Genomic DNA, 25,699 nt, shown 5'->3' on the forward strand with positions numbered 1-25,699 from the left:
ATACCGAGAGCCAAAGACGAGGCACATGCAGTGAACAAGCGTATCCAGTGGCCGGCCCTTCTCGCCACCGCAGGCCTGGCTTTCGGCCTGCTGACAGGGTGTGGAACCGGAATTGGCGGAGCGGCCGGCCACGGCCCCCAGGTGACGGTTGGAATGTCCGACGACGTGCTGGCCACGGACCCGGCTTCGGGCTACGACCCAGGTTCATGGCTGCTGTTCGACAATGTCTTCCAGTCACTGCTCAGCTTCCCCAGCGGAGGCACGGAGCCACAGCCGGAGGCCGCCAAGGAATGTTCCTTCACGGACAGGAATGCCCAGGACTTCCGATGCACCCTTCAAGACGGCCTGCATTTTAGTAACGGTGACCCTCTCACGGCGCAGGACGTCAAGTTCTCCTTCGACCGCATCCTGAAAATCAACGATGCCGCCGGTCCTGCGATCATGTTCAATGCGCTCGACAGCGTCGATACACTGAACGACAAGACCGTCGTTTTCAGGCTCAAGGTCCCCGACGCGACCTTCCCCAGCAAGATAGCCTCCGGCGCGGGCTCCATCGTCGACCACCGGCAGTACGAATGGAACGGGCTGCGTGTGAACGGCCTGCCGGTCGGCTCCGGCCCCTACAAGCTGGACCATTTCGACAGAGAAAAGGCGGTCTTCTCGGTCAACGAGCAGTACAAGGGAACCGCTCAGGTGAAGAACTCCGGCGTCACACTGAGGTTTTTCCACGGAAACCAGAGCGCCTTGAAGAGCGCCCTGCTCGACGGCAAGGTCGACATCGCCTACCGCGGCCTGACCGCGCACGACATCGCCGACATCGACCTGCAGAACGGCCGCCGGGGCATCGATGTCATCGAGGGCAGCAGCGCCGAGGTCCAGCACCTGGTCTTCAACATGCAGGACCCGGTGGCCGGAAGGCTGGCCGTACGCAGGGCCATGGCCTATCTGCTCGACCGCGACGCCCTCATCAGGCAGGTGTACCAGGACACCGCGATCCCGCTGTACTCGATCGTCCCAGTCGGCATCGCCGGGCACTCCGCGTCCTTCTTCCACACCTACGGAGCCCGCCCCTCCATCGCCAGGGCTGCCGGCGCGCTGCGCGCCCAGGGCATCACCGACAAGGTGAGGCTGACCCTCTGGTCGACCCCGTCCCGCTACGGCCCCGCCACTGACCAGGAGCTGAAGGCGATCGCCGCGCAGCTCAACGCGAGCGGGCTGTTCGAAGCCGATGTGAAGTCCGTGCCCTTCGACCGCTACGAGAGGGACATCGCGGCCGGCAAGTACGGCGTCTACGTCAAGGGCTGGGTGCCCGACTACCCGGATGCCGACAACTTCACCGCTCCCTTCTTCGGCAAGGGCAACGTGCTGGGCAACCATTACAAGAACAGCACGATCACCGACCAGCTGATCCCTCTCACCGCCGCCGAGAGCGACCGCTACGCCACCGAAGGGGAGTTCCGCCGGCTCCAGGACATCGTGGCGGACCAGGTCCCCGTCCTGCCGGTGTGGCAGGCCAAGCAGTACGCGGTCGTCCGCGACGGCGTCCACGGCGTCGACTACTGCCTGGACGCCTCGACGGTGTTCCGGTTCTGGGAGCTCAGCAAGAGCTGAGAGCGTCCGCCAGTAGGTCATGGACGCGGCAGAGCGGCGGCACGGCGGGGCGTCGCGACGGGGGCGAGCGTTGCCTGCTGCGGCACTGGGCCCGCAGCAGGCAACGCTCGCCTCTTCCGCCCGCGGTCAGACGAGGCAGCGGCCGAGCAGCCATCGCGCCTTGTGCGCGGACAGGATCAGCTCGTCCTCGTCCCCGGCGTCGATCACCAGCACCACCTCGTTGGTCGGCCAGCGAGAGGCCAGGTCCCGCAGGGTGACAGGCCGGTAGCAGGACACCTGGGGAAAGGCCCTGAACAGCCGTTCCTCCGAGGTGAACACCATGACCGCGGGGGCTTCGTCGACGCTTTCGATCACCGGCAGCACAAGCCGCACGAGTTCACTGCGGTTACGCGTGTACCGGATCCCACCGATCGCAGGAATCAGCACGTCACAACCCGCCAGCGCCTCCAGCGCCCGCAGGTCGGGCGCGCTGCCCAGTTCGTGAAGCGCGTCCCGCGCCACTGTTTCGAAGACCTCTGCCGGGATCTCAGTCATAGCGCCGCACCTCTTGTTGCACAGAGCCGCCCCCCGAGACGAGGTGTCGTCTACCCGTGATCGGTCCGATCATGCGGTGAGCCCGCGCACGAACGCCCTCCCGGGCCGTCCTGGGGCCGTGCAAGGGCCGCATGTCATGGCCGCAGGCGATCAGTTGCTGCTGAACTGTGGCCGCAGATCAATTCGGTTGCGGCCAGGCGGGTGGGCTCGCGGAGGATACGTCCATGGACGGTGCGGCAGACGATGTGAAGAAGGCGATCGCGGGCGAATTGCAGCTCATGGATCCGCGTGTACATGCCTCGCGCGAACGCCGGCCAACTCCTCGATCCGGACGGGGGCGTACGACTGGCCGAGTTCACGCGAGACCGGAGAGCGGGGCGCTGGGTTGCCAGGAGACGGGCAGGACGACGTCGACGCCGTCACAGCGGGCCAGGGGCAGCAATCGGCTCATGGTGGTGCCAAGGTCGTCGAGCAGGTAGGGCATGGGGCGCAGTGGCCGGTCCAGGCCGGAGAAGAAGTCGTCCCAGTGCACCAGGATGACCCGCCTGGCCCCGGTCGCGGCCACGACCTCGTCCCAGTAGGTATGAAGGAACTCGGTGGGCTGTCCGCCCAGCATGCCGACGCCCAGGTAGACGACGTCGGCGCGGTGACCGCGAAGCGCGCCGGGCCGGTAGTTGGCGCTGGCGTGCAGGAGCACGCGGCCCTGGGGGTGGGTGACGAGCACGGAGTAGGCGGTGCCGGTCTTCCAGGCACCGGCGCGGGCCGGCGGGACCAAGGGCCGGTCGACGGTGCCTGGATAATGGTCGCCCGGACTGTGCACGGAGTCCAGGAAGGTCAGCGTGAAGCTGCCATAGGTTGCGCTGTCGCCGTCGCCGACCACCCGCAAGGACGACTCGGGGACCCCCAGGCCACGCCCGATATTGGCGGTGGACTCCGACCCGACCAGTTCGGCTCCGGTCTCCAGTGCCCACACCGGTGCGTCGAGAGCGTGGTCGTAGTGGGAATGCGCGCACACCACAGCGGCGAGGGTGTCCACCCGCAGCCGCTCGATGGCGGCACGGACCAGCGCGCGGTCCGGGGCGATCTTGCCCATGCCCACTCGCAGCATCCCCGGGCGGGTGACGAACCCGTCGCTGAGCACAGAGGTCTGTCCGTCCGACAGCAGCACTGAACTGGTGCCCAGGAAGTAAGCGATCAGCCCCTCACGGTGTCTTGCAGCGCGCTGCTGGTAAGGCAGGTAGGGCCGCAGACTCGGGCGACCGATCGGCATCTTCATACGAGCATCCTCCGGTGTCCCGTCTCCTCGGATCTTGCTTTCGTGGGGCCACTTCATCGTGTCTGCCGGCGTGAAAGGATGGCTGCGGCGGGCCGGCGCTCCGAGTAATGATTGACGGTCTTCCTGGCCGTTGAACCAGTCGATAGGTTCACCTCCATGAGATCACCACGGGCGAACGTCCGGCATTCGGCTTCGTCCTGGCGGCAGCCCTGTCCTCCGGAAGCCTCCGTCGAGCGCAGCATGCTGGTCGAAGAGATCGCCAAGCGCATCCTGGCTCTCGGTCAGGGACGCCTGCTCGTGGGGATCGACGGCTTCACCGCTGCTGGGAAAACGAGCTTCGGACATGAACTGGCTGAGTGGATCAGTGCTGCGGGACGGCCCGTGCTCCGGGCGACTCTCGACGACTTCAAGAAGCCGTGGAGGGACCGGCACCTCTATGACCGGGAGTCCGGTGAGGGGTACTACCGCAACGCGTATGACTATGAGGCGGTCAAGCGCCTGCTGCTGGATCCCTGCCGGTCATCGGGAGCGACATTCTGTGCGCTGTGCTGCATCGACCCCCTGACCCAACGAGATCATGCATCCGAAGTGACGCCGCTCGGGGCGGACGCGGTGCTGATTGTGGATGGTGTCTTCGCCTTCCGCCCCGAGATCAACGAGTACTGGGACTTCCGCGTCTGGTTGCAGCTGGATGCGGAACTGTCCGCTCAGCGGGGTGCCGAGCGCGACCAGGAGTGGGCCGGAACCGAAGCGGAGTCGATCCACCGCGACAGGTATCCGGTGGCCGAGCGCATCTATCTTCAGGAAGTCGACCCGGTGCCGATGATGGACGTTGTCATCGACAACTCGGTGTTCGCGCGTCCGCAGATCGTGACACCGTGACGTCAGCATGCTGCGAGCCGGTGGGCGACTCAGCGAGAGTCTCGCGGCGCGCCGGCTGCCCTGTGGTCGTCAGGCGAGGTCGTGAAGTCGGCGCCTATTCCTCCCCGGCCCTCGCGGTCGGGGCGACGACCTCGATCAGTCCGGTCTCGACGTCGTAGACGAGCCCCGTCACGAGGCCCGAGGGCATCCTGGTCTTGAGGACATCCTTGAGGATCCCGACGTCGAGCCGGACGGCGGCGACCGGGTCCATGACGGCTTTCCCGTCCAGCGCCTCGACGGGGATGTCGAAGTCGTTCGCGAGCATTTCTGGGAACGCCGCGATGTCCCTGATGCCGCAATCGGTGTGCTGCATGACCACGATGTGCGTGCCTGCGGGGGCGTCACCGCGGTGGGCCTCCCTGACCTTCGCGAGCATGAGCAGGGTTCGGAACACGGCTGGGTTGACGCGTCCGCCCACGTTGCGGATCGCCGTGACCTCGCCGAGGTCCAGCCCGAGCACATGGCTCGGATCGACACGGGAGTCGACGCACCCGATGACCATCAGGTTGCCGCTGCCCAGGATGTGCAGGCCCTTATGCACGCCACTGGCGGCGAACGCGGCGTTCCGGCTGACCAGATCTTCTGTGTTGATCATTTTGTTTCCTCAGCGGTACTGCGGGGATCGAACACATAGGAGCATATGCTCCTATTTTATGGGGTGCAAGTGCCACGAAGAGGGAACTTCATCTCGTCCGGCACCCCGACCATGGTCTTCGCTGTGGGAATATCCCCAGGGCTGCTCCAAGGGCCACATGGAACCGCCCTCACGGCCGGAGGTCACCAGTGGACACGTTCTTCGACACCGGTCACGACAGATCCCGGATCTGTCCGAAGGAGAAGAATCTTCGCACCGTTCGATGTGACCACGATGTCATCGTGGATGGTCTCTCCGGTGCTCCGCGCCGCGGTCAGTGAACCAGCGCAGTCACTGTTCAGGGTGTAGGTGACATTACTGGTGAAGCGTGTCGGACCCGAGGTCGCTTTCATCACGGTCACTTTGGCGTTCGCGGTGCCGTCGCCGTGGAAGGTGACCAGTGCCTGTTCGGCGAAGAGTGCGCCGTCGCTGGAGATGCCGCTGGTGGTGTCGCCGTATTCACCGTGCAGCGTCCTGAGCGAGCATCCCTTCTTGTTGGATCCCGTTGCGGCAGCATGAGCGGGCATGAGGCTGGTCAGGGTCGCCATGCTCAGGGTCGCCAGTGCCAACAGGAGGCGCGTGTTCATGAGTCATGCCCTCACTTCGCGTCAATTAGTGTCAGCCGCCCGTAAACGGGGTGTCAGCGGCCCTCTTCGGAGAGTTCCCTCTTGAGGAAAGAAAATTGAGGGTGATCACCCGTCCGGCTCACAAGGGCCGCCCGAGGCGAGACCTCAGCGAGGCGGCGAACGGTGGCCTGAGGCGCTCCAGCGGCTTGGGAGCCACCCCAAGGCCAACATTCACCGCGACCGCATTGCGTGACGGTTTGGGGTGTGGGGTTGGAGTGACGGATTCGCCTGCTCGGCTGAATCCGCTGCTGTGCCCGGGTGATGCGGACTTGCGGCTCACTGGAAGAGGTGTAGGAGGCGGCTTTGCTCCCAGTGTCCGGGACTCGCATGAGGGGCGGTCTGCGCACCGGCGGTCCCTGCACTTCAAGGGAGAGCCATGCGATACACCACACTGTCCGGCGTTGCCGCCCTGGCCACGGTTCTCGTCAACGGCGTGAGCACGGTACCGGCCGTCGCGGGAGGATCGGACATCCCGGTGCCGTGCGACACCACGGCCCTGATCAACGCGATCGCCACGGCGCCTGCGGGATCCACCCTCGTCCTCGCCCGCCACTGCACCTACCACCTGACCACCGCCTACCTCGGCGACGACGGACTGCCCCCGTCGACAGGCAACTCACCATCGAAGGCCGCGACTCCACCATCGTCCGCGACGGGCTGACGGCCGGCGCCTTCCGTATCTTCCATGTCACCTCCACCGGTGACCTCCGGCTCGACGACCTCACGATCCGCGGCGGCAACTCGCCCGATGACGGGGGAGGCATCCTCGTCGACGGCTTGGGCAACCTGAAGCTCAACAAGACCACCCTCGACAACAACACCGCCGTCAACGAGGGAGGCGGCGTCGACGTCGAATCAGACGCCACGGCGGACATCACCCGCAGCCAGTTCACCTTCAACAACGCGGGCACCCTGGGCGGAGGCCTGCAGTCGGACGGCACCGTCACCACCGACGGCGTCGTGTTCTCCCGCAACTTCGCCACAAACAACGGCGGTGCCATCGACCACGACAACGGTGACGCCGTCTACCGCGACACCACCCTGAAGAACAACACCAGCGGCCTTTTCAGCGCCGGCATCGACATCGACGGCGGCACCGTCCAGTTCATCAACAGCAAGATCATCGACAACATCACCCCGGCATCGGGCGCCGGCGGGATCTTCAATCAAGCCTCGCTGACGCTCATCAGGACCGAGGTCTCCGGCAACGTCGCAGGAGGCCCCGACGGCAAGGGCGGCGGCATTTTCGAACAAGGCGGCACCCTGGTGCTGCGGCACAGCTCGGTCGACCGCAACAGCACAAATGGCTCCGGCAATTCACAGGCGGGAGGCATCTACAACCAAGGCGGTGCGGTGACACTCGATCACAGCGAGGTGAACAACAACGCCTCCACCATCGCACCGGGCGGTGTGGACACCGACACCCAGTTCACGGTGACCCGGTCACAGATCCGGAACAACACCCCCACCAACTGCGACGGCAGCCCCGTCATCGTCACCGGCTGCGTGGGTTGACCGGACGCAGACGCAACCGGCGCACATGGACGCCGCCGGGAGCCAATCTGGGAGCCAACCGGAGCGTCCGGCTGCGGACGAACGCGGACTGCCATGGACCGTAACGCTGCTCGGAGCCAGGTGAGCTGGGGGTTCCTCCCCCTCTTCCTGAGCGACTGGTTAGCCCTGCCTTAACGGCGTCATAAAGATCCCCTCCGACGGCCTCCGGTCCGCGCTTCCCCGGCTTTCTGGGGCTAACTTGCTGCTGATCGCCCCACGGGACCGCGTCGCGAAGTCCGGGGCCTGTCCGGCGGCTCAGGTCGGACAGGCCCCGGCGACGGCCGCGGCTGCTGGGGACAGCTACGGACGTCAGACGGTGACCGTCGGCGTCAGCTGAACGCGGACGCGCAGGTGGTGGCGGTGGCGTGGGCCGGGTCAAGGGCGTTGGCCACCTCGTGGAAGGCGATCCGGTCGATCAGCCCGATCGCCACGTGCTCGGAGAGGTCGACCGAGCACAGGTTCTGCAGCAGGACGTTGTGGACGTCGGATCCGCTCAGGAACTGTGAGCTGTACGGCGTGACCACCTCGTCGTGCTTGGTGGCGATGACCGTGTAGTGGACGCCGGGCACCGTGTCGCCGCCGGCGTTGAGCTTGGTCAGGAACGCCGAGCCGACGAGCTGGTCGGCGAGACCGGGTGTGGCCGCGGAGAGCAGTTCCTCGGCGCCGGGGAAGTACGGCAGCAGGTTGGCGAGGCCGTCGAGGGTGGTGCCGTGGTTGTCGGGCGCGAGACCGACGAGCGCGTTCACCTTGGCGTCACCTCCGAGGAACTTGAGGTAGTAGCGGGGCATCATGCCGCCCTGCGAGTGACCGACGACATCGGCCTTCGCGGCCCCGGTCGCGGACAGCACCCTGTCCACGAAGGTCTGGAGCTGCCCGGCCGAGGCGGCGATGGATCCGAGGCCGTAGAAGAGGGGGACGCCCGGCAGCTGGCCGTAGTCGAGCGAGAAGACGCAGTAGCCGCGCGCCTCCAGATAGGGGGCTAGAGACAGCCAGTTGTCGATGGAGTTGCCGAAGGTTCCGTGGACGAGGACGACGGGGCGGGGGTGGGCGGCGGACGGCTTGCAGGAGTAGTCGTTCCATCCGCTGGAGGGCGCGGCGGCGTGCGCGGAGGCGGCGGGGACGACGGCGACCGCGGTGGTCAGCAGGACTGCCGCGAGCGGTCTGAGCAGGCGTTTCCAGGGCAGCATCGGGTGATCTCCTTGCGGATCAGGGGAGTGCGACGGCCTTGTGCCTCTGCGATCCGGATCACGAGGATGCTGTTCACCCGTCAAGTTACGAACGAGTAGGGCTCATGGGAAGTTACGCGTCAGTAAAAACTTTCAGCCACGACTGCCCTGAGCTGCGATTCCTGGTAATGACCCCAGCGTATGTGACGACTCATCACCATGCGGGTTTGACCGGCCCATAGGGCGCGATACGCAGCAACTGACGCTGGAAAGAGCGAATTTCAGCCTCTCCGAGGAGATCCGTCCATGGCCGCACGGCCTCCACGGCGGCCTCCTCGGCGGCCCGGGTGCAGGCCCAGCCGCGCTCGGTCAGCACGATCAGCCTGGCCCGCGCGTCCCCCGGATGGGGCCGCCGCTCGGCGAAGCCCTTGCGCACGATCTCATCGACGAGCTGGCTCGCCGCCTGCTTGGTGACCCCGAGATGGGACGCCAGCTCCGTGACGGTCGCCCCGCTGGGGGCGAGCCGGGCGAACGCGAAGCCGTGCGCGGGCCGCATGCCTCCGAAGCCGCGCGCGACGACTCCTTCATTGATGCGCTGCGTCAGCTCGCCCGCGACGGCGAGCAGGGCGGCGGACAGGGCCATGGCCTCGGAGTTCTTCACGCGGACATTGAACACCTTGACAGGATGGTCAAGCTGCTTGACTATCGAGGGGCCAACTTGGTCAAGCAGCTTGACCAATTCCGTTGATCGCCACCCACGGAGACCTCATGCCTGTCGTCCGCCACTCCCAAGCCGTCACCCATGAGATGCACGGCGCCCGTTTCGTCTCGTACGCGACTTCCCGGACCGGCAGCAAGGAGCTGTGCGCCTGGCGCGGCGAACTGCCCGCGGGACACCGCGCGCCCCTGCACACCGTCACCCGGGAGGAGATCTTCCATCTGCTCAGCGGCGAACTGCTCATCACCCTTGACGGCAACACCGAGCGGATCACCGCGGGCGACACGGTGATCGTCAATCCCGGCGTACTCATCGGCATCGAGAACCCGACCGCCGAGACCGCCGTCTCCTGGGTCACCACCTCCATCGGCCTGGAGGCGGAACTCGCCGACGGCACACGGATCACCACTCCCCCGTGGGCCGGGTGAGCCCCGAGGGGCCTCGGTCCCTGCCTTCAGCGGATCCAGATCCGCAGCGGGCCCAGCGGTTCGAAGCCGTGACGCATGGCGACCGCCAGATCATCACCGTGCTCATAACCGACCACCGGCAGGGCGGGAAACAGCCGGTGGACCGCGTCGAGTACGACCGGCCAGGCCGCGTCGGGGCCGCCGTCGAGCGCGAAGACGTTGGAGACGCCGACCACCTCCTCGCCGCGGCTCGCCACCGCCCCGGCGACCACCCGGCCATCGGCGGAGTACCCGGCGAGCACGGAGGTGTCCGGGTCGGCGAGCAGCTCGGGGCAGAACAGATCCGCGTCGCCGTTCCCGTTGTCCCAGGCCGGCGCCCAGGCGCGCAGCGCGTCCGCGTCGCCCGCCATGTCCCAGGCGAGGTCCGGGGAAATGGCGGGCGCGTCGGCCGGGCGGTGGATCCACTGCGCGTCGAACAGAACCCGGAAGCCGGCCTCCGTGAGGTCGAGGTCGGCGAAGCTGTCCTTCACGGTGGCGCCGGGCGAGGCGGTGTCGATCCGGGCCACCAGCGCGGCCGGGTCGGCGCCGGGCACCAGCGTCACCGAGTCCGGGTAGTACGGCGGGGTGCGGGCCGGGGCGGCCCATGCCTGTTCCCCGAACTCGCCCGCCACACCGTGTGACCGGCTCATGGCCGCGCACCACTCGGCGTTGTTGCGGGCGGCCGCCCGGACCATGGACTGCTTCGATGTCCGCACGAGTGCGGATCGTGGCCTGCCACGACCCTGCCGGGCAACTCCTTTTGCGGCGCTGATCAGGCCGCGGCGGTCCTGACGGGCTGCGGGGTGTCCTGGTCGGGTGCGGAGGGTGCCACCGCTGCCGCCGGATGCACCGCTTCCGGGCCGAACCGGTCCCGGGCGCGGTCGGTGGCGGCTTCGATGCGGCGGGCCTTCTCGTCGGCCGGGTCGAAGAGCAGCTGACGGGAGGCCAGGTCGGCTGCGATCAGGTTCTCCGCCCGCAGGGAGACGGCGCGGACGCGTGCGCGCTGGAGGGCGAGCCGGTCGTGGAGTTCGTAGGCGAGTGCCGTCAGGGAGCGGGTGTGGGCGGTGGGTTCGCTCAGCCGGCGGGTGCGGGTCGTCGTCGAGCGGTCCGCGTAGCGGACGGTCAGGGTGAGGGCGCGGGCCGCCTGGGACTCGTTGCGCAGCCGCAGGCCGAGGCGGTCGGTGAGCGCGAGCAGGGCGGCGCGCTGCCGGTCCCGGTCCAGCTCGTCGTGGGCGAAGTCGTGTTCGACGCTCATCGAGCGGGGCGGGGCCGCGGGGGCCACCGGCGTCGGGTCGAGACCGCGGGCCGCGTCATGGAGACGGCGCCCCGCGGTGGCGCCCAGGATGCGCTGGAGTGTGCCCAGTGGCGCCGCGGCGATCCTGCCGGCGCTGTCCAGGCCGTACGAGGACAGGGTGCGGGCGGTCGCGGGTCCCACGCCCTGCAGAGTGGCGGCGGGTTTGCGCGCGAGGAAGGCGGTGACCGTGTCGATGTCGTCCGGCAGGGTGCGCACCGCCGAGGGCGGGCCGTCGGCGGCGACCATGCGGGCGAGCAGCGGGTTCGCCGCGACGCCGACCGTCGAGCGGAGTCCGTACAGCCCTCCGGTGCGTGCCCGGATGCGCTCGGCCAGTGCCGTGGCATCCGTGCCGAAGTAGCGCAGGCTGCCGGAGACATCGGCCAGTGCGGCGTCCGGCGGCAGCGCCTGCACCAGAGGGGTGTACTCGGCCAGCAGGGCGAGAAGGCGGCCGTAGAGCCGCTCGTCGGGCAGGTCGTGGAAGTGGATGTAGAGGACGTTCATCCCGCACTCCCCGGGCTCTGGTGCCACAGCTTGCGGCTCTGTTTGACGGACTCACCGGGCGGCTGGAGATCCGCCCAGGGGTGCAGCGCGTAACCGGTTTCCAGGTGGAGGCTGCGGTTGTCCGCGCCCCTGCTCTGCGGTGTATCGGCCCGGGTGAGCCGTTCCGTCACCGCGGACAGTCCGCCTTCGCGGCGTAGTTCGGCCAGTTCGGTGAGGTCCCAGGCGGCGGAGCCGGTCACCGACAGCGCCTTGCCGCCGCCCCCGCCACGGCGTTGCACCACGCCGCGCACGAGCAGCAGCCAGGAGTGGAAGACGGTGTGTGCGCAGGCCTCGTGGCTGTCCTCGAAGAACGCGCAGTCGACAAGGCCGGTCGTGTCGTCGAGCGTGGTGAAGATGACGCGCTTTCCGGAGCGGACCGGCGGGGTCTGAACGGCTCCCTTGGCGCCGGCGACCAGCACCGCCTGCCCGTGCGGCAGGTCTTTGAGCCGCTTCGCGGAGACGACGCCGAGTTCCTCCAGCAACTCCTGCTGGTCGCCCATGAGATGGCGGGAGGTGTCCATGCCGAGCACTCCGAGTTCGGCCCCGAGCCGCTCGGCGTCGTTCAGGTCGGGCAGATGGGCGGGGGCGACCGTACGGTGCGTCTCATCGGTCTCCCCCAGTGTCAACTGCCCCTGTGTGGAGCCTTGTCGCCCGCGATGCAGCTCGGCGAGGTGCAGGATCAGGTCGCGACGGTTGCGGCCGAAGGCGTCCAGCGCGCCGACCTGGGCAAGGCGTTCGGCGACGGGCCGGGACGGCCGGGCCCGGGAGGCGAAGTCCTGGAGCGAGGTGTACGGGCGCCCTGCGACGATCCGCTCCGCCTCGCTCTCGCTCATCCCGCGCACATCGCTCAGGGCGAGCCGGATCCCGTGGACGGACCGGCCACCCTCGCCATCAGACACCAGTTCGATTCGATAGGCGGCGTCCGACGCGTTCACGTCCAGGGGCAGGATCGGCACCCCCCGCCGCCGGGCGTCCGCGAGCAGCAGCCGCTTCGGGTACATCCCCGGGTCATGGGTGAGAAGCCCCGCGTAGAAGGCGGCCGGATGATGCGCCTTCAGCCACGCCGACTGGTACGAGGGCACGGCGAAGGCCACCGCGTGCGCCTTGCAGAAGCCGTACGCCCCGAACGCCTCGACGATCTCCCAGGTCCGTTCGATGACCCCTTCCTCGTATCCGCGCCCGCGCGCCGCCTGCGCGAACCACGCCCGCACCCGTCCGACCTGGTCGGCGCTCGACAGCGCCCGCCGCGTGTAGTCGCCGAAGGCCGGGCCGCAGCCCGTCATGACGGACAGGATCCGGATGATCTGCTCGTGGAAGACCACCACGCCGTATGTCTCCCGCAGCGCGGGCTCCAGGTCCCGGTGCGGATAGGCGGGCGCCTGGCGGCCGTGCCGGGCCTTGATGAACGGATCGACCATGTTGGCCGCGACCGGGCCCGGCCGGAACAGCGAGATGTCGACGACGAGATCGTGGAAGGTCTCGGGCTGCAGCCGGGCGATGAGGTCGCGCTGGCCGGGCGACTCGGTCTGGAAGCAGCCCAGGGTCTGGGAGGACTTGATCAGCTGGAACGTCTTCGGGTCGCCGGGCGGCACCTGCGCGGGGTCGTCCAGGTCGATGCGGCTGCCGGAGGTCCGTTCGATCTCGGCGACGGCGTGCGCCATGGCGGACTGCATGCGCACCCCGAGCACATCGAGCTTGAGCAGCCCGAGGTCCTCCACGTCCTCCTTGTCGAACTGGGACATGGGAAAGCCCTCGCCACTGGTCGGCATGACGGGGGTGCGGCGCAGCAGCGTCACATCGGAGAGCAGGACGCCGCACGGATGCATGGCGATACCGCGCGGGAGCGCGTCCAGGGCCTCGACCAGGTCCCACATCTGCGGGCCGTACGCCTCCGGGTCGATGCCGCGCAGTTCCGGCAGTTCCCGCAGGGCGGCGCGGGCGTCCCGGGCCCGGATATGAGGAAACGATTTTGCAAGCCGGTCCACCTCAGCCGGGTCCAGACCGAGGGCGAGGCCGACATCGCGTACGGCGTGCCGTACCCGGTAGGTCTCCGGCATCGACACGGTGGCCACCCGCTCCCGGCCGAAGCGGTCGATGATCGCCCGGTAGACCTCCAGGCGGCGGGCCGACTCCACGTCGATGTCGATGTCGGGCAGCTCCGCGCGCTGGTCGGACAGGAAGCGCTCCATGAGCAGACCGTGTTCGACGGGATCGGCGGTGGCGAACCCCAGGAGATGGTTGACCAGGGAGCCCGCGCCGGAGCCGCGGGCGGCGACCCGGATGCCGAGCTCGCGGGTGTCGGCGACGACCTGGGCGACGGTGAGGAAGTACGAGGCGTATCCCAGCCTCTCGATCAGACGCAGCTCGTCCTCGAGGCGCTCCCAGCGGCGGCGGTCGCGGTCGTAGCCGTGCCGCAGCATCGCGGCGGCGCACGTCGAACGCAGCACCCGCTCGGGGGTGCGCCTGTCGGCTCCGACGAGCCCCGGCTCGGGGAAGTGCACGCGGCCGATCCCCAGATCGTCCTCGGGGTCGACACGGCACGCGGCGGCGGTCTCCTCGGTGACCTCGAGCAGCCGGCGGGCGGTGTTCGCGCGGTACCCGGCGGCCTCGGCCACCTGCTCGGCGATGCGCACCATGTCCGCCGTGGGCTTGAGCCACCGCTCGCCGCCGTCGCGCTCGCCGCGCGGATCGATCGGCACCAGACGGCGCGCGGAATCCAGGACATCCGCCACCGGGCCCTGGCCGGGGTCGGTATAGCGCACGGCATTGCTGAGGACGGGCATGATCCGCTGGTCGGCGGCGAAGCCGAGGGCGCGGGCCGCGAGCCGCAGCGAACCGGGGCCGGTACCGCCGCTGCCATGGCAGACGACCTCGATACGCAGGGCCGCGTCCCCGTATCGCTCCCGCCAGGGCGCGAGCAGCTGGGCGGCGCGGTCCGGCCGCCCCGCCGCCAGGGCACGGCCGACGTCCGAGGCGGGGCCGAGCAGCACGGTGAGGTGCTCCCCCTCGAGGGCGTCCCAAGGAAGCAGGGGGCGCTTGTCTCCCGCCGTGTCCGCGTGGGCGGCACTCACCAGCCGGCACAGTCCGGCCCAGCCGCGGGCCCCGTCCCGGGCGAGGAAGAGCACGCGCTGCGCCGACTCGTCCACGAACGCGCCGCCACGGGCCGGTGCCCGCCGCCGCTCCGTGCGGCCGGCCGCCTCGGCAGGCGCCTCCACCGCGAGATCCACTCCGAACAGGGGCCGGACCCCGGCCCGGCCCGCGGCCTTGGCGAAGCGGACGGCACCGCCGAGGGTGTCCCGGTCGGTCAGGGCGACCGCGTCCATCCCCCGCTCGGCGGCCCGCTCCGCAAGCTGCTCGGGGTGGGAGGCGCCGTACCGCAGGGAGAACCCTGAGACGGCATGCAGATGCGTAAAACCGCGCACCTGGACCACCTCGCCACTGACTGCCCCCTGCCTTCACCTTTGCCACTCCGGTCACGCCGGGGTGGTGACACCACAGTAGACCAGTATCGAACATTCATGCGATTCGAACAGAGGCACTTGGAGTGCCCAAGTGAGTACTTGGAAAATCCAAGCAACATCACTACGCTGCCTCGACATGATCACAAGCGAGCAGGACGGCTACGCGCTCTCCACGGACCCGGACCGCCTCGATGTCGGCCTGGTGCACCACTGGCTCTCGACCGACGCGTACTGGGCGCTGGGCCGCAGCCGGGAAACGGTCGAGAAGTCCGTACGCCACTCCCTCAACTTCGCCATCCACGACGCCGCGGGCACCCAGGTCGCCTACGCCCGTGTCGTCACAGACCGGGCGACCTTCGCCTGGCTGTGCGACGTCTACGTCGCCCCCGCGCACCGCGGCAAGGGCCTGGGCACCTGGCTGGCCCGCTCCGTACGCGACCACCTCGCCCCCTACCGGCTCAAGCGCGTCCTGCTCTCCACACGCGACGCCCACGAGGTCTACGCGAAGGCCGGCTTCGCACCCGTCCCGAGCCCGGAAGGCCTGATGATCCTGAGCCAGGCGCAATGAGCCGACCGCCCCGGAGAAGGCACGTCGCCGCGGCGAGTGGCAGCCGAGCCGGGGCCGACAGAGGATGAGAGCGCTGCTCCCGCGCCATGCCGCTGAGGAGGCCCGGACATGCGCTGGTGGTCGTCGCTGATCACGATCGGCCGGGACGGGCTGCGCATTCAACGGGCGTTCGCCGCCCCGTCGGCGATCGCACGGGCCGTACTGGCCGTGCTGCTCGCCACGGTCCTCGGCCTGCTGCTGAATGACCCGGTGGCCGGGTCCATGGCCTGCGTCGGTGCGTTCATCTGCGGCATCGGTACGCTGCTGAGCCCGCTGCGACACCCCGTGGTGAACGCCCTCGGAATGGCCGCGGCCTTCAGCGCGATGGCGGCGCTGGGAGCCCTGGTGCACGGCACCACCTGGCTGTTCCTGCTGGTGCTCGCGGTCGCGGCGTTCGCCACCGGACTGTGGCGGAAACTGGGCGTCGCGCCCGGCATCCGGGGCTGTCTCACGGTCATCGGGCTGATGATCACGGCTGATCTCGCTCCCGGCACAGTGGACGGCCTGGTGATCGCCGGGTGGATCGCGGTCGGCACCGGACTCGTCGTGGCGGTGCACCTGCTCCCGCCGTACGGCCCGCGGTTCGGCGCCCAGCGCCGTGCCCTCGCGGCCCTGTACCGGTCGCTCGCCGAGGCTTCGGTCGCGGCCGACTCCGCCGCCCTGGGCGGGTCCGCTCCGTTCACTGCGGCCCGGCGCTCCCTGGACCTGCTGCCTAAGTTCAGCCGGCCCGCGGCGGCGGCCCTGTTCGGGCTGCTGGGTGAGGCAGAGCGCATCCGCCGCGCGCTGCACACCGTGGGGCTGACGGTGCCCGCGGCGGCAGCGGCCGGGAACCAGGAGGCACTGGCCGCCGCCGCGCGGGTGCTGGGCGACATCTCCCGTACGGTCGCCTCCGGCCGCGAGCACCGCACCCCCGAGGATGCCCGCACCCTCCTGGAGTCGTGGGCGTCCGCCTCGCCCGTACGCGGCCCGCGCGACCTGGCAGCGCGGCTGCGGACGGCCGGGCAGCTGGCCCGGCGCTCGACCGACGACCGCCTGGGCGACGCACTGGAACCCCACACCGAGGTGCCGGGCCTTTACGCGGGCACCCCCGCCGTGGCACACACCGCCCGGCGGATCCGCGCGCAACTGCGCCCCCGATCGCCGATCTTCCGCCATGCGGTACGGCTCGCGGTGGGCGTGGTGGTCGCCGAGATCATCGGCCGGTCGATCGGCGGGTGGGGTGGTCTTGGCATCTCCGCGCACGGCTTCTGGGTGGCCCTGACCACCATGCTGGTGCTCTTCCCCGATTACGGACACACCATCGCGCGCGGCTGGGGGCGGGCGGCCGGGGCCGTGCTGGGCGGTCTCTTCGCCTGGGTGCTGTCCCTGCCGCCCCGGTCGCCCGCCGGCCTCGCGGTCTTGTCGGTGGTACTGGCCGCGGCGGCCTTCGTGACCCTGCGGACCGGGCAACTGATGCTCAACCTGTGGCTGACCACCTGGATCGTCTTCCTGATCCACCACGTCGGCGGGCTGCCCGGGCCCACGGCGTGGGCGCGCGCCGCCGACAGCGTGGTCGGTGCCGCGCTCGCCGTGCTCATCTTCCTGGTCTGGCCGACCTGGTCCACCCGGCGGGTGCCGGGCCTGCTCGCGGAGTGGCTGCGGGTGCAGGACCGGCTGCTGCCCGAGCTGCTGACCGGATACGCCGACGTAGGGGCGGCCGACCTGGCAGCCGTCGACGCGGTGCAGCAGTCGCACGCCGAGCCGGCCGAGCATCGCGGCCCCTGGTCGACTGCGCAGCTGGAGCTGATCAGGACTCAGGTGTCCACGGTCGCCGGATGCGCCACCCTGCTGGGCGAACACCTGCCGCGCACCTCTCAGGACACAGTGCCGGAGCTGACCGAACTGGTCGGTCCGCTGCACGAACACCTCGCCGCACTGGCCCGCGCCGCCGCCGGAGCCGAGACCGTGGCCCCGGGAGCATTGCGGTCGTTCTACGACTCCTTCACCGCCCGCTCCGGTCTGCCGGCCGAGACGTCCGACGGCCCCGGCAGCGCCACGGCCGGCCGCGCCGTCGCCCTGAGCACCGCGACCGTCGACGCCGTCGAGGCACTGACCGCCACCATCGCCTCCCGCTGCCGCCCCCGTCGCCACGCGGCGGCCTGAAATTCCGCCTTCTGCCACCGGCCGCGGACCTGACCGATGGGACAGGTGATGCGCTCACCTGCGGATGACGTGGTCCGACGGATATGCGGTGGCCGGCGTGACAGGCGGGCCTCCGGCCACCGCTGCCATCGGTTGCGCGTAGAGGAGCGGAACCGGAGAGGTGGGAGGGTAGCCCGGCCTGGCGGCGTCGAGATGGGCATCCAGGCTCAGCGCGGCGGTGACGAGGGCAAGGTGGGTCAAAGCCTGGGGGAAGTTGCCGAGTTGCTCGCCGGTCAGCCCGATTTCCTCGGAGTACAGACCGAGATGGTTGGCGTAGGTGAGCATCTTCTCGAAGACGAGCCGCCCTTCACGCAGACGACCGGCACGAGCGAGGGCTTCGACGTACCAGAAGGTGCACGCCGAGAAGGTACCTTCGAGACCGAGCAGCCCGTCAGGAGAGGCAGAGGGGTCGTACCGGTATACGAGGCCGTCGGACACGAGATCCTTCTCGATCGCGTCCAAGGTCGAGAGCCACCGCTGATCCTGCGGGGGGATGAACCCCACCGCGGGCATCCGCAGCAGCGCGGAGTCCAGGACGTCGCTGCCCAGGTACTGCGTGAACGCGGCACGCCGCGGACTCCACCCTCGCCGCAGGATCTGCCAGTAGATGGCGTCACGTTCCTTCGTCCAGCGCTGCACCTCGGCGGGGCGGCCACTCCGGGCGGCCATGCGGATGGCCCGGTCCAGCGCGATCCAGCTCATGAGCCGTCCATAGGTGAAATCCTTGTCACCGCCCCGCGTTTCCCAGATGCCGGCTTCGGGCTGGTCCCAGTTCTCGCACACCCAGTCCACCGTGTCGATCAGCGCCTGCCATATGCGGCAGGTCGTCGGCAGACCCCGCTGGTCAGCGAAGTGGAGGCACTCCAGTGCCGATCCGTAGATGTCGAGCTGCAACTGGCCGGCGGCTCCGTTGCCGACCCGCACCGGAGCGGAGCCCCGGTAGCCCTGCCGGTGATCCAGGGTCTGCTCCGCCAGTTCGGAGGAGCCGTCGACGCGGTACATGACCTTCAGAGGGTGCTCACCCGGACCGGTGTACTCCTGGACGCGGTCGCCCAGCCACTCGGTGAACGCCACGGCCTCCTCGGTGAATCCCAGCCCGAGCAGCGCGTGAAGGGACAAGGAGGCATCGCGTACCCACGCGTAGCGGTAGTCCCAGTTGCGCCCGCCGCCGACCTGTTCGGGCAGGCTGGTGGTCGGAGCCGCGACCATGGCCCCGGACGGGGCATACGTCATGAGTTTGAGCGTCATGGCGGAGCGGTTGACCATCTCCCGCCACCGTCCGGTGTAGCGGGAACGCGCCAGCCAGGTGTGCCAGAAAGCGATGGTGTCGTCGAGGAGTCGCTCGCATTCCTCCGGCGGAACGATGCGTGGCGGGCCGTCAGCGAACGTCTCCAGCACGAGGCCGCGCGTCATACCGGCTCGCAGCCCTACTCTCATGCACACGTCACCGGCGCGAACCCTCCGGCCGCCCGCACACTCATCGCCGGGCGCGTCCACCACATGTACGGTCATATCTGTATCCGGGCTGGAAAAGTGCCAGCCGCCCGCGCACGGAGTGACCTCATTCGGTTGCCGTGCGTTGTCGAACCGGGGCGCGATCTCGATGTCGAACGAGATCTCACCACGTGTGCACCGCAGCATTCGGACCAGCCGGTGATTGTCCGTCGGATCACGCGGCGAAGCAGGCGGCATGAAATCCACGACCGAGCCGACGCCTTGCTCGGTCATGAATCTGGTGAGCAGCACACAGGTGTCCGGGTAGTACAGCTGCTTCGTCGCATACGTCGGCGCCTGCGGAGCGATCGTCCAGTGACCGCCGTTCTCACCGCCGAGCAGGGCTCCGAAGATGCTCGGCGAGTCGAATCGCGGGCTGCAGAACCAGTCGATCGTTCCCTCGGTGGAAACCAGTGCGGCCGTCTGCAGGTCCCCGATGAGTCCGTGGTCTTCGATCAGGGGGTGTTCGCTCATGGGGGCCTCTTCCCATTTCGCCTGGCGGCGGCGGTGACGTCGCTGCCGCCGACCACGCCGCCTGCGGACACACGACGCGTTCCCACCTCCAGACTGCATGGCGTGCACAGGGTTCGCATTACTCCCGGAGGATCTCCGGCACGGCCCCGGCGCCCGCACACGGAAGTCCCGCCCCCTGAGGTACGGGAGCGGGACTTCACGTCGATGACGGGAAGGGGGCTCAGCCGATCTGGGCGCCTAGGGCCGTGAGCGCCGCGGGGACCGGCTGGAAGAAGGTCTGGCCGCCCGAGGTGCAGTCGCCGCTGCCGCCCGAGGTGAGGCCGATCGCGGCGTCGCCGTCGAACAGTGAGCCGCCGCTGTCACCGGGCTCGGCGCAGACGTCCGTCTGGATGAGTCCGTTGACCGTGCCTTCCGAGTAGTTCACCGTGGCGTTGAGACCCGTGACCGTTCCGGAGTGCACATGGGTCGTGGAGCCGCTGCGGGTCACCTTCTCGCCGACGGTCGCGTCCGCCGCCTTGGTGATCTGCTGCGTGGAGCCGTCGTAGAGGTCGACGGCGCTCGGGTGTTCGGTGTTGCCCGAGTACTTGACCAGTCCGAAGTCGGTGCCCGGGAAGTGGGAGGACTCGTTCTGGCCGATCACGTTGCCGCTCGAGTCCGACCAGCTGGAGATCGCCTGGGTGCAGTGCCCCGCGGTGATGAAGTACGGCCGGCCGCCCTTGAGCACGTTGAACCCGAGCGAACAGCGTCCGCCGGAGCCGCTGATGGCGTCGCCGCCCGCGATGAAGGCTTTGAACTCTCCCTTCGAGTGCCTCAGTTCGGCCTTCGCGCCCAGACCGTCGACCACCTTGGCGAGCTTGGCCGACTCCGCCTTCGACACGGTCCTGTCGGCCGTGACGACGACCTTGTTCGTCCTGGGGTCGGTCGCCCAGGAGGTGCCGGGGATGGTCGCGTCCTTCTTGAGCGTGGCGCGGGCGCCGTCCAGCTCGGCCGGCGAGTTCTGGACGAGTCTGGCCCTGGCTCCGGCCGTCCGGACCGCCTTGGCGGCCGTCTCGTCGAGCACGTTGACGACGAGCTGCTTCGTCTGCGCGTCGTAGTACGTTCCGGCCGCGTCGGTGCCCAGGTCCTTGCCGAGCGCCGAGGCGAGCTTTCCGGCCGCGTCGGCCGAGAGCGTGTGGGGCGCCTCGGTCGCCGTGGCTTCGCTCGCGTTCGCGTTCTGGAAGGTGAGACCAGCGGTGATCAGTGCGGCGACACCCGCGCCGGCCACGACTGCCCGCCGTCCGGATATGCGTCGATGCTTCAACTCACGTCCTCCTGTGGGGGGATCGGCCGCGAAGATTGTGGGGACCGCCGCGACCGGAAGGCGTAAGGCACGGAGGCGGCACACCTCGCGATTCGCATCCGTGCCCACCGTGCTGCGCTCAACTATCCGGGGCTCACAGGTGGCTCACAAGGTCGACATCAGGACGTGTATTCGTCAACCGCCGTGTGCCATGGGGCTCATGACCTCCGCTGGTCCTCATCGACCGGTTTCCGCCGCACATGCCAGGCGAGGGTTATCCCTGCGCGATCGGCGAGGTCTAGTCCTGTCCGGAATCCCATCCTTCGATTTGCGTGATCGCGAGAGAAACCAGGAAAGGGTGTCGCCCCCGCGCCGATCGCGGCGCCTTGGCCCTCCGGTTCCCCACCCCCCCACGCGGGCAAGGGCGAGCCCCCGCGCACGGGGTGCGCGGGGGCTCGTCTGCTGTCGGCCGCGGCGGTGCGGGGCCGGTGAGCGGGGTCAGCCGACGCTCACGCCGTAGGCGCTGAGCGCCTCGGTGACGGGCTGGAAGAAGGTCGTACCGCCGGAGGTGCAGTCACCGCTGCCGCCGGAGGTCAGACCGTACGCGGTGCTGCCCGAGTACAGGGGGCCGCCACTGTCGCCGCCCTCGGCGCAGACCGTGGTCTGGATGAGGCCGTAGACGATGTCGCCGCTGCCGTAGTTGACCGTGGCGTTCAGTGCGGTGACCCGGCCGCTGTGGGTGCCGGTGGTGGAGCCGCGCCGGTAGACGGTCGTGCCGACGCTCGGGGTGGCGGCACGGGTGATGCTCTGGCTGCCGACCGCGCTCGGGTGCGCGATGGAGGAGTTGGTGTAGCGGACCAGGGCGTAGTCGTTGCCCGGGAAGCTGTAGCTGACGTTCTTGCCCAGCACCGTGGTGTGGCCGGAGTTGGAGTACCAGGTGGAGGCGACCTGGCCGCAGTGACCGGCGGTCAGGAAGTAGTAGGTGCTCCCGCTGTGCACGTTGAAGCCGAGCGAGCAGCGGTACTGGCCGCCGTAGATGGCGTCACCGCCGGAGATCAGCTTGTTGAACCTGCCCGCGGTGTGCTTGATCGTGAGGGCTCCCGCGTTGCTGCCGGCCGCCTTCTCGATCTTCGCTATCCCGGCCTTCGAGACCCTGCTGTCGACGGTGACGACGACGCGGTGCGTCGTGGGGTCGACGGACCAGGCGGTGCCCGCGACATCGGACTTGAGCACCGCGTCGCTCACGCCGGCCAGCTGGTTCGCGCTGAAGGTGTGCGTGTCGCTCGCGTTCGCGGCGGGAACGGCGAACGCGGCCGCGGCCACGAATCCGGTGACCACGGCGAACAGCCGGGTCCGTCTCGCGATACCGCTTGTGGGGGTGGTGCGCTTGATCCTCACTTTTCGTTCCCTCCATGGGAAGTCGGGGGCCCGCGTGGGGAGTCGGGGGCCCGTGAGGCGCAGCCGGGGGCGGTTCGCCAGATGCCGAACAAGTCGTGCCCCTGACAAGCGCTGTGGCGAGTATTCGACCGCGTGACCGGCCGGCACAAGGGCGCTTTCGGCCGTGCAGCGTTCAACTTACCTGTGCTCCAAGGAGGGTGGAGGTTCCGGAGAAGCGCGCCGGCGCTACAGGAGGGTCCGCTCCCCCGCCTCGATCGCGATGCCCAGCGTGTTCCCGGGCGGCGGGAGGGGGCAGACGAAGTGGTCCGAGAAGGCGCACGGCGGAAGCAGCGCACGGTTGAAGTCCACCGTCGTACGTCCCTCCGCGTCGGGCGCAGGCGGGCGCAGGAACCGGAAGCCGTAACTTCCCTCTCCGCTGGTGGAGTCGGCGAAGACGGCCCACAGCGAGCCGTCGTCCTCCACCGACACCTGGAGCGTGAGGTCCTGCTCGTCCAGTGTGAAGGCGAGCACGCCGCCGAGGCCGAGCCCGCGGTGCCGCCCGTCGGCGTTCTCGACGAGCACGGTGCGGTGCTCCCCGTACGGGGTGAAGTGCCCCTCGACCGACCAGCGCGGGTCGTGGGCAGTGGCGTCGATGCCCTGGAAGGACCGGCGCGCCGGTGCGGCCGGGTCGTAGACGCGCACGCCCCATTCGCCCTCTCGGACAAGGACGACCAGACGGCGCTCACCGGCCGCGACGCGGGACACGCTCACGGGGCCGGGGTCGGCCTCGAGACGGACCTCGCCGGTGAAGGGCTCGCCGTCGACACGCAGGCCGTCGTACTCGGCGGCCGTCAGGAGCACCGTGCCGCCCTCGGCGGTCCACCGCCCGGGGACACCCGGAACTTCCCCTTCCGGGCAGTCCTCCAGCCAGTAGGTGCCGGTCAGCGCGAGCGGACCATAGGGCTCGCACACCTGCGCCGTGCGGTGCTCGTGCCACTGCTTCCACTCGCCGGATGCGTCGGTCGTCATGTGATCAACTTTTGCATACGCGATGCGCGGTCCCTGAGTACGAGCGCCGCGTGATACCCGAGTGGCGTCCTGTCGCCGCCGGCGGAGGGACTCGGCGCCGTGACCGCCGTGCGACTGCCGGGCTCCTGGAACAGTCCAGGTCCCGAAATGCAAGATCGGCAGGGTCCCCCGGCTCGGGCCCCGGCTGGGATATCCCTGAAAGGACGGCCCTGGCCGGGTCGTTTCCGCTGGAGGGAGCCCTGTCATGGACGATGGGCACGTGAACGATTGGTACGTGGACGACCGATGCATCAACTGCGATGTCGCCCGGCAGTTCGCACCCGAGCTGATCGGCGAGTCGCACGGAAGGTCGCACATGCTGCGGCCGCCGGGCGATGAGGCGGAGACGAGGCGCTTGCACTCCGCCGTCTTCGCCTGCCCCACCCGCTCGATCCGCCCGGCGTCCGGGCAGCCGGACCCCGCGCTCGACCCCTTCCCGATGGCCCTGGACGACGGCGTACTGATCTGCGGGCACAACTCCCGGCACACCGCGGGAGCCAACTCCTACCTGCTCATGCGGCCGTCCGGCACGGTGATGATGATCGACACACCTCGCTGGAGCCCTGCCCTCGCCGAGCGGTACGCGGCCTCGGGGCCCGTGACCGACGTGCTGCTCACCCATCGTGATCACGCCGCACACGGCCGCCGCTACGCGGACCACTTCGGCGCCCGGCTGTGGATCCACGAGGGCGACCTGGACGCGGCGCCGGACGCGGACCAGGTGATCCGGGGCCTCGATGTCACGGAGATCGGCGCGGGAGTCACCGCGCATCCGCTGCCCGGCCACACCCGGGGCAGTGTGCTCTACCTCGCGGATGACCGGTACTGCTTCAGCGGCGACAGCTTCTACTGGTCGCGCACGACGGGCGACCTGGAGGTCGCGGAGAGCGTGACGTGGTACTCCATCGAGGAGTTGGCCGCCTCGCTGACCAGGGTGGCCGGACTGCTGCGGTTCGAGTGGGTCCTGCCGGGCCACGGTGACCGTCGCCGCCTGGCAGCCGAGGAGATGACCCGGCGGCTTCGGGCTCTGGCACGACGCACACGAATGCTGCGGCCCCGGCCGATCGACTTCACCGCCGTCCGCTGGTGAGCCCGCCCGGCTCAGCAGCCGCAGTCGCAGCCACAGTCGCAGCCGTCACAACCGTCGCAGCAGCCAGGGCCTTCGCAGTCGTTGCCGCATTGGCAGCACTCACCGCAGCCTTCGCAACAATCACAGCAGTCGCCGCAGTCCTGGCAAGCAGCGTTCTTGCGTTCCCGGCTCCAGGGATCCTCGTACGTTCCGCAGCACAGCTGGCAGGTGCAGGCGAGGCCCAGCCAGACGGCACAGCCGGCGAGCAGCCCGCGCCGGTCGCGGCGGGGCGGCTCGGGCGGCCTGCCCGGACCGCCAGGACCTCCGGGGCCGCCGGGTGCGTAGGGCCCGCCCGGCACGTACGGCCCGCTCGGGGCATGGGGTCCGGACGGTGGCGGCCCGTACAGCTCGGGCGTGTGCGAGCAGGAGGTCGTGCCGAAGGCCCGGCCCACCGAGGCGCGCAGTTCGTGCGCGAGCAGCACATGCGCGAGCCGCCCGTCGGTGAACTCCACATCGCGCAGCGCGAGCCGTATCCCGTGCAGCGCGTCGTCGGCGAGACGGCGGGCCTCGGCCAGGGAGGTCCCGGTGGCCGTCAAGGGGTTCCAGGCGCCCGACGCGGCGTCCGCCTCCCTGTCCTCCACCGCGTCCAGCAGATGCGCGAGCCGTCCGAAGAGCCTGCCCGCCTCGGCGAGCGGAGCGGCGTTGCCGGGGCGGCCGGCCAGGACCGCGGTGTGCGCGAAGGCCGCGGCGGTGGCGGTCTCGGTCGGTTCGGTGACGGTCAGGACGGGGCTGCCGGGACCGGCCAGCGCCTCGATGCCGACCTGCCGGTCCACGGCCGCCACGAGCACGGCGGTGTCGAACCCGATGTCCGAGCCGGTACGCGCACCGGCCCTGTCCCAGCTCGCGGCGACCCGGCGCGCGGCGAGCGCCACCGGCCCGCGCGCCAACAGCCCGTCGCCGTCGGCCATGTGATCGCGCATCTTGGCGGAGGCGAGCACCAGCGAGACGGCCGCGGCGAGCCGCGCCCCCTCGCCCCGCGCGACGGAAGCGGTGCGCATGCCGCGCAGCGGGCAGGGACCGGCGGTTCGCCGGCCGTCGGCGGCCGATCCTGCCTGAGCCTCCGTCAGAACCGAGACGAGCAGGCCGTCGTAGTTGGTGACGATCCGGGCCAGGTGCCCGTGGTCACCGCGCAGCGCGAGGCACAGTCCGCAAAGATGTGCCATCCACTGGGTCCTGAGCCCCTCGCTCAGCCGGTGACGGCAGGGCCGGACTATTCCGAACACAAAACTCCCCCGTGCCTTGTACGACGTTGAGCCGTGGCATCGTAACTGCCCCTTCGTTCACCCGTACGCCCCGACCGTCACCCGAA

At 69.5% G+C, this 25,699-nt stretch carries 22 protein-coding genes; 8 read left to right on the forward strand and 14 right to left on the reverse strand.

Going from position 1 to position 25,699, the window contains the following annotated elements:
• Positions 1-30: 30 nt before the first annotated feature.
• Positions 31-1,611 (forward strand): ABC transporter substrate-binding protein, encoded by a 1,581-nt coding sequence (locus ABZ845_RS19930; RefSeq protein ID WP_360981257.1) that lies wholly within the window; start codon positions 31-33, stop codon positions 1,609-1,611.
• A gap of 126 nt (positions 1,612-1,737) precedes the next feature.
• On the opposite strand, the gene ABZ845_RS19935 is transcribed toward ABZ845_RS19930, so the two are convergent.
• Both ABZ845_RS19935 and ABZ845_RS19940 read right to left on the reverse strand, forming a co-directional pair.
• Positions 1,738-2,145 (reverse strand): SseB family protein, encoded by a 408-nt coding sequence (locus tag ABZ845_RS19935; protein ID WP_360981260.1) that lies wholly within the window; start codon positions 2,143-2,145, stop codon positions 1,738-1,740.
• 355 nt (positions 2,146-2,500) lie between these two features.
• The gene (locus ABZ845_RS19940) at positions 2,501-3,421 is read right to left on the reverse strand and encodes an MBL fold metallo-hydrolase (RefSeq protein ID WP_360981263.1); all 921 of its coding nucleotides are present in this window, start codon (positions 3,419-3,421) and stop codon (positions 2,501-2,503) included.
• Between the two features lie 240 nt (positions 3,422-3,661).
• Here ABZ845_RS19940 and ABZ845_RS19945 point away from each other — a divergent pair, with 240 nt between their 5' ends.
• Entirely contained in the window at positions 3,662-4,303 is a 642-nt protein-coding gene (locus tag ABZ845_RS19945) for a uridine kinase (protein ID WP_360981266.1), read from the forward strand.
• Between the two features lie 94 nt (positions 4,304-4,397).
• Here the strand turns inward: ABZ845_RS19945 and ABZ845_RS19950 are convergent, their stop codons facing one another.
• Both ABZ845_RS19950 and ABZ845_RS19955 read right to left on the reverse strand, forming a co-directional pair.
• Complete coding sequence (locus ABZ845_RS19950; protein ID WP_360981269.1) at positions 4,398-4,937, reverse strand: carbonic anhydrase; 540 nt, start codon at positions 4,935-4,937, stop codon at positions 4,398-4,400.
• A gap of 182 nt (positions 4,938-5,119) precedes the next feature.
• Entirely contained in the window at positions 5,120-5,563 is a 444-nt protein-coding gene (locus ABZ845_RS19955; protein ID WP_360981272.1) for a hypothetical protein, read from the reverse strand.
• A 415-nt stretch (positions 5,564-5,978) separates the two neighbouring features.
• Between ABZ845_RS19955 and ABZ845_RS19960 the strand changes: the two genes are divergently transcribed.
• Together ABZ845_RS19960 and ABZ845_RS19965 are read left to right on the forward strand one after the other, a co-directional pair.
• Entirely contained in the window at positions 5,979-6,263 is a 285-nt protein-coding gene (locus tag ABZ845_RS19960; RefSeq protein ID WP_360981275.1) for a hypothetical protein, read from the forward strand.
• A gap of 116 nt (positions 6,264-6,379) precedes the next feature.
• Positions 6,380-7,117: a hypothetical protein gene (locus tag ABZ845_RS19965; protein WP_360981278.1), complete on the forward strand. Its 738-nt coding sequence runs from the start codon at positions 6,380-6,382 to the stop codon at positions 7,115-7,117.
• 368 nt (positions 7,118-7,485) lie between these two features.
• On the opposite strand, the gene ABZ845_RS19970 is transcribed toward ABZ845_RS19965, so the two are convergent.
• Positions 7,486-8,343 carry an alpha/beta fold hydrolase gene (locus tag ABZ845_RS19970; RefSeq protein WP_360981281.1) on the reverse strand — a complete coding sequence of 286 codons (858 nt, stop codon included), beginning with the start codon at positions 8,341-8,343 and terminating at the stop codon, positions 7,486-7,488.
• A 193-nt stretch (positions 8,344-8,536) separates the two neighbouring features.
• Positions 8,537-8,983, reverse strand: coding sequence for a MarR family winged helix-turn-helix transcriptional regulator (locus tag ABZ845_RS19975; protein WP_360981284.1), 447 nt, complete (start codon positions 8,981-8,983; stop codon positions 8,537-8,539).
• 107 nt (positions 8,984-9,090) lie between these two features.
• On the opposite strand from ABZ845_RS19975, the gene ABZ845_RS19980 reads away from it, so the two are divergent.
• A complete protein-coding gene (locus ABZ845_RS19980; RefSeq protein ID WP_360981287.1) occupies positions 9,091-9,468 on the forward strand; it encodes a cupin domain-containing protein in 378 nt (125 codons plus the stop codon).
• Between the two features lie 26 nt (positions 9,469-9,494).
• Here the strand turns inward: ABZ845_RS19980 and ABZ845_RS19985 are convergent, their stop codons facing one another.
• From ABZ845_RS19985 to ABZ845_RS19995, 3 genes are read right to left on the reverse strand one after another with little or no spacing between them, the layout of a single operon-like run.
• Entirely contained in the window at positions 9,495-10,202 is a 708-nt protein-coding gene (locus ABZ845_RS19985; RefSeq protein WP_360981289.1) for a hypothetical protein, read from the reverse strand.
• Between the two features lie 56 nt (positions 10,203-10,258).
• A complete protein-coding gene (locus ABZ845_RS19990; RefSeq protein WP_360981292.1) occupies positions 10,259-11,281 on the reverse strand; it encodes a hypothetical protein in 1,023 nt (340 codons plus the stop codon).
• Positions 11,278-14,742, reverse strand: coding sequence for a DNA polymerase III subunit alpha (locus tag ABZ845_RS19995; protein ID WP_360981295.1), 3,465 nt, complete (start codon positions 14,740-14,742; stop codon positions 11,278-11,280). The genes ABZ845_RS19990 and ABZ845_RS19995 overlap by 4 nt, the downstream gene beginning before the upstream one ends.
• A 175-nt stretch (positions 14,743-14,917) precedes the next feature.
• Between ABZ845_RS19995 and ABZ845_RS20000 the strand changes: the two genes are divergently transcribed.
• On the forward strand, positions 14,918-15,349 hold the full coding sequence (locus ABZ845_RS20000) for a GNAT family N-acetyltransferase (RefSeq protein ID WP_360981298.1): 432 nt from the start codon (positions 14,918-14,920) through the stop codon (positions 15,347-15,349).
• A 108-nt stretch (positions 15,350-15,457) separates the two neighbouring features.
• The gene (locus tag ABZ845_RS20005) at positions 15,458-17,530 is read left to right on the forward strand and encodes an FUSC family protein (RefSeq protein WP_360981301.1); all 2,073 of its coding nucleotides are present in this window, start codon (positions 15,458-15,460) and stop codon (positions 17,528-17,530) included.
• Between the two features lie 54 nt (positions 17,531-17,584).
• Here ABZ845_RS20005 and ABZ845_RS20010 read toward each other — a convergent pair whose 3' ends face one another.
• From ABZ845_RS20010 to ABZ845_RS20025, 4 genes are all read right to left on the reverse strand, one after another.
• Positions 17,585-19,537: a glycoside hydrolase family 15 protein gene (locus tag ABZ845_RS20010; RefSeq protein WP_360981304.1), complete on the reverse strand. Its 1,953-nt coding sequence runs from the start codon at positions 19,535-19,537 to the stop codon at positions 17,585-17,587.
• Between the two features lie 220 nt (positions 19,538-19,757).
• Positions 19,758-20,837 (reverse strand): S1 family peptidase, encoded by a 1,080-nt coding sequence (locus tag ABZ845_RS20015; protein WP_360981307.1) that lies wholly within the window; start codon positions 20,835-20,837, stop codon positions 19,758-19,760.
• 477 nt (positions 20,838-21,314) lie between these two features.
• Positions 21,315-22,214: a S1 family peptidase gene (locus tag ABZ845_RS20020; protein WP_360981310.1), complete on the reverse strand. Its 900-nt coding sequence runs from the start codon at positions 22,212-22,214 to the stop codon at positions 21,315-21,317.
• A 225-nt stretch (positions 22,215-22,439) separates the two neighbouring features.
• Positions 22,440-23,222 (reverse strand): DUF1684 domain-containing protein, encoded by a 783-nt coding sequence (locus tag ABZ845_RS20025; RefSeq protein WP_360981313.1) that lies wholly within the window; start codon positions 23,220-23,222, stop codon positions 22,440-22,442.
• Between the two features lie 244 nt (positions 23,223-23,466).
• On the opposite strand from ABZ845_RS20025, the gene ABZ845_RS20030 reads away from it, so the two are divergent.
• Positions 23,467-24,351 (forward strand): MBL fold metallo-hydrolase, encoded by an 885-nt coding sequence (locus ABZ845_RS20030; RefSeq protein WP_360981316.1) that lies wholly within the window; start codon positions 23,467-23,469, stop codon positions 24,349-24,351.
• 11 nt (positions 24,352-24,362) lie between these two features.
• On the opposite strand, the gene ABZ845_RS20035 is transcribed toward ABZ845_RS20030, so the two are convergent.
• Positions 24,363-25,613: a DUF5685 family protein gene (locus ABZ845_RS20035; protein WP_360981319.1), complete on the reverse strand. Its 1,251-nt coding sequence runs from the start codon at positions 25,611-25,613 to the stop codon at positions 24,363-24,365.
• Between the last annotated feature and the right edge of the window lie 86 nt (positions 25,614-25,699).

This window comes from Streptomyces sp. NPDC047022, from assembly GCF_040644155.1.
Lineage (GTDB): Bacteria > Actinomycetota > Actinomycetes > Streptomycetales > Streptomycetaceae > Streptomyces.

Bases quoted from the DNA above. Each gene is read 5' to 3' on its own strand.
- ABZ845_RS19950 (WP_360981269.1), bottom strand. From the start codon at position 4,937: ATGATCAACACAGAAGATCTGGTCAGCCGGAACGCCGCGTTCGCCGCC.
- ABZ845_RS19980 (WP_360981287.1), top strand. From the start codon at position 9,091: ATGCCTGTCGTCCGCCACTCCCAAGCCGTCACCCATGAGATGCACGGC.
- ABZ845_RS19955 (WP_360981272.1), bottom strand. From the start codon at position 5,563: ATGAACACGCGCCTCCTGTTGGCACTGGCGACCCTGAGCATGGCGACC.
- ABZ845_RS20010 (WP_360981304.1), bottom strand. From the start codon at position 19,537: ATGAGCGAACACCCCCTGATCGAAGACCACGGACTCATCGGGGACCTG.
- ABZ845_RS19970 (WP_360981281.1), bottom strand. From the start codon at position 8,343: ATGCTGCCCTGGAAACGCCTGCTCAGACCGCTCGCGGCAGTCCTGCTG.
- ABZ845_RS20025 (WP_360981313.1), bottom strand. From the start codon at position 23,222: ATGACGACCGACGCATCCGGCGAGTGGAAGCAGTGGCACGAGCACCGC.
- ABZ845_RS20030 (WP_360981316.1), top strand. From the start codon at position 23,467: ATGGACGATGGGCACGTGAACGATTGGTACGTGGACGACCGATGCATC.
- ABZ845_RS20005 (WP_360981301.1), top strand. From the start codon at position 15,458: ATGCGCTGGTGGTCGTCGCTGATCACGATCGGCCGGGACGGGCTGCGC.
- ABZ845_RS19945 (WP_360981266.1), top strand. From the start codon at position 3,662: ATGCTGGTCGAAGAGATCGCCAAGCGCATCCTGGCTCTCGGTCAGGGA.
- ABZ845_RS19990 (WP_360981292.1), bottom strand. From the start codon at position 11,281: ATGAACGTCCTCTACATCCACTTCCACGACCTGCCCGACGAGCGGCTC.
- ABZ845_RS19935 (WP_360981260.1), bottom strand. From the start codon at position 2,145: ATGACTGAGATCCCGGCAGAGGTCTTCGAAACAGTGGCGCGGGACGCG.
- ABZ845_RS19960 (WP_360981275.1), top strand. From the start codon at position 5,979: ATGCGATACACCACACTGTCCGGCGTTGCCGCCCTGGCCACGGTTCTC.
- ABZ845_RS20000 (WP_360981298.1), top strand. From the start codon at position 14,918: ATGATCACAAGCGAGCAGGACGGCTACGCGCTCTCCACGGACCCGGAC.
- ABZ845_RS19940 (WP_360981263.1), bottom strand. From the start codon at position 3,421: ATGAAGATGCCGATCGGTCGCCCGAGTCTGCGGCCCTACCTGCCTTAC.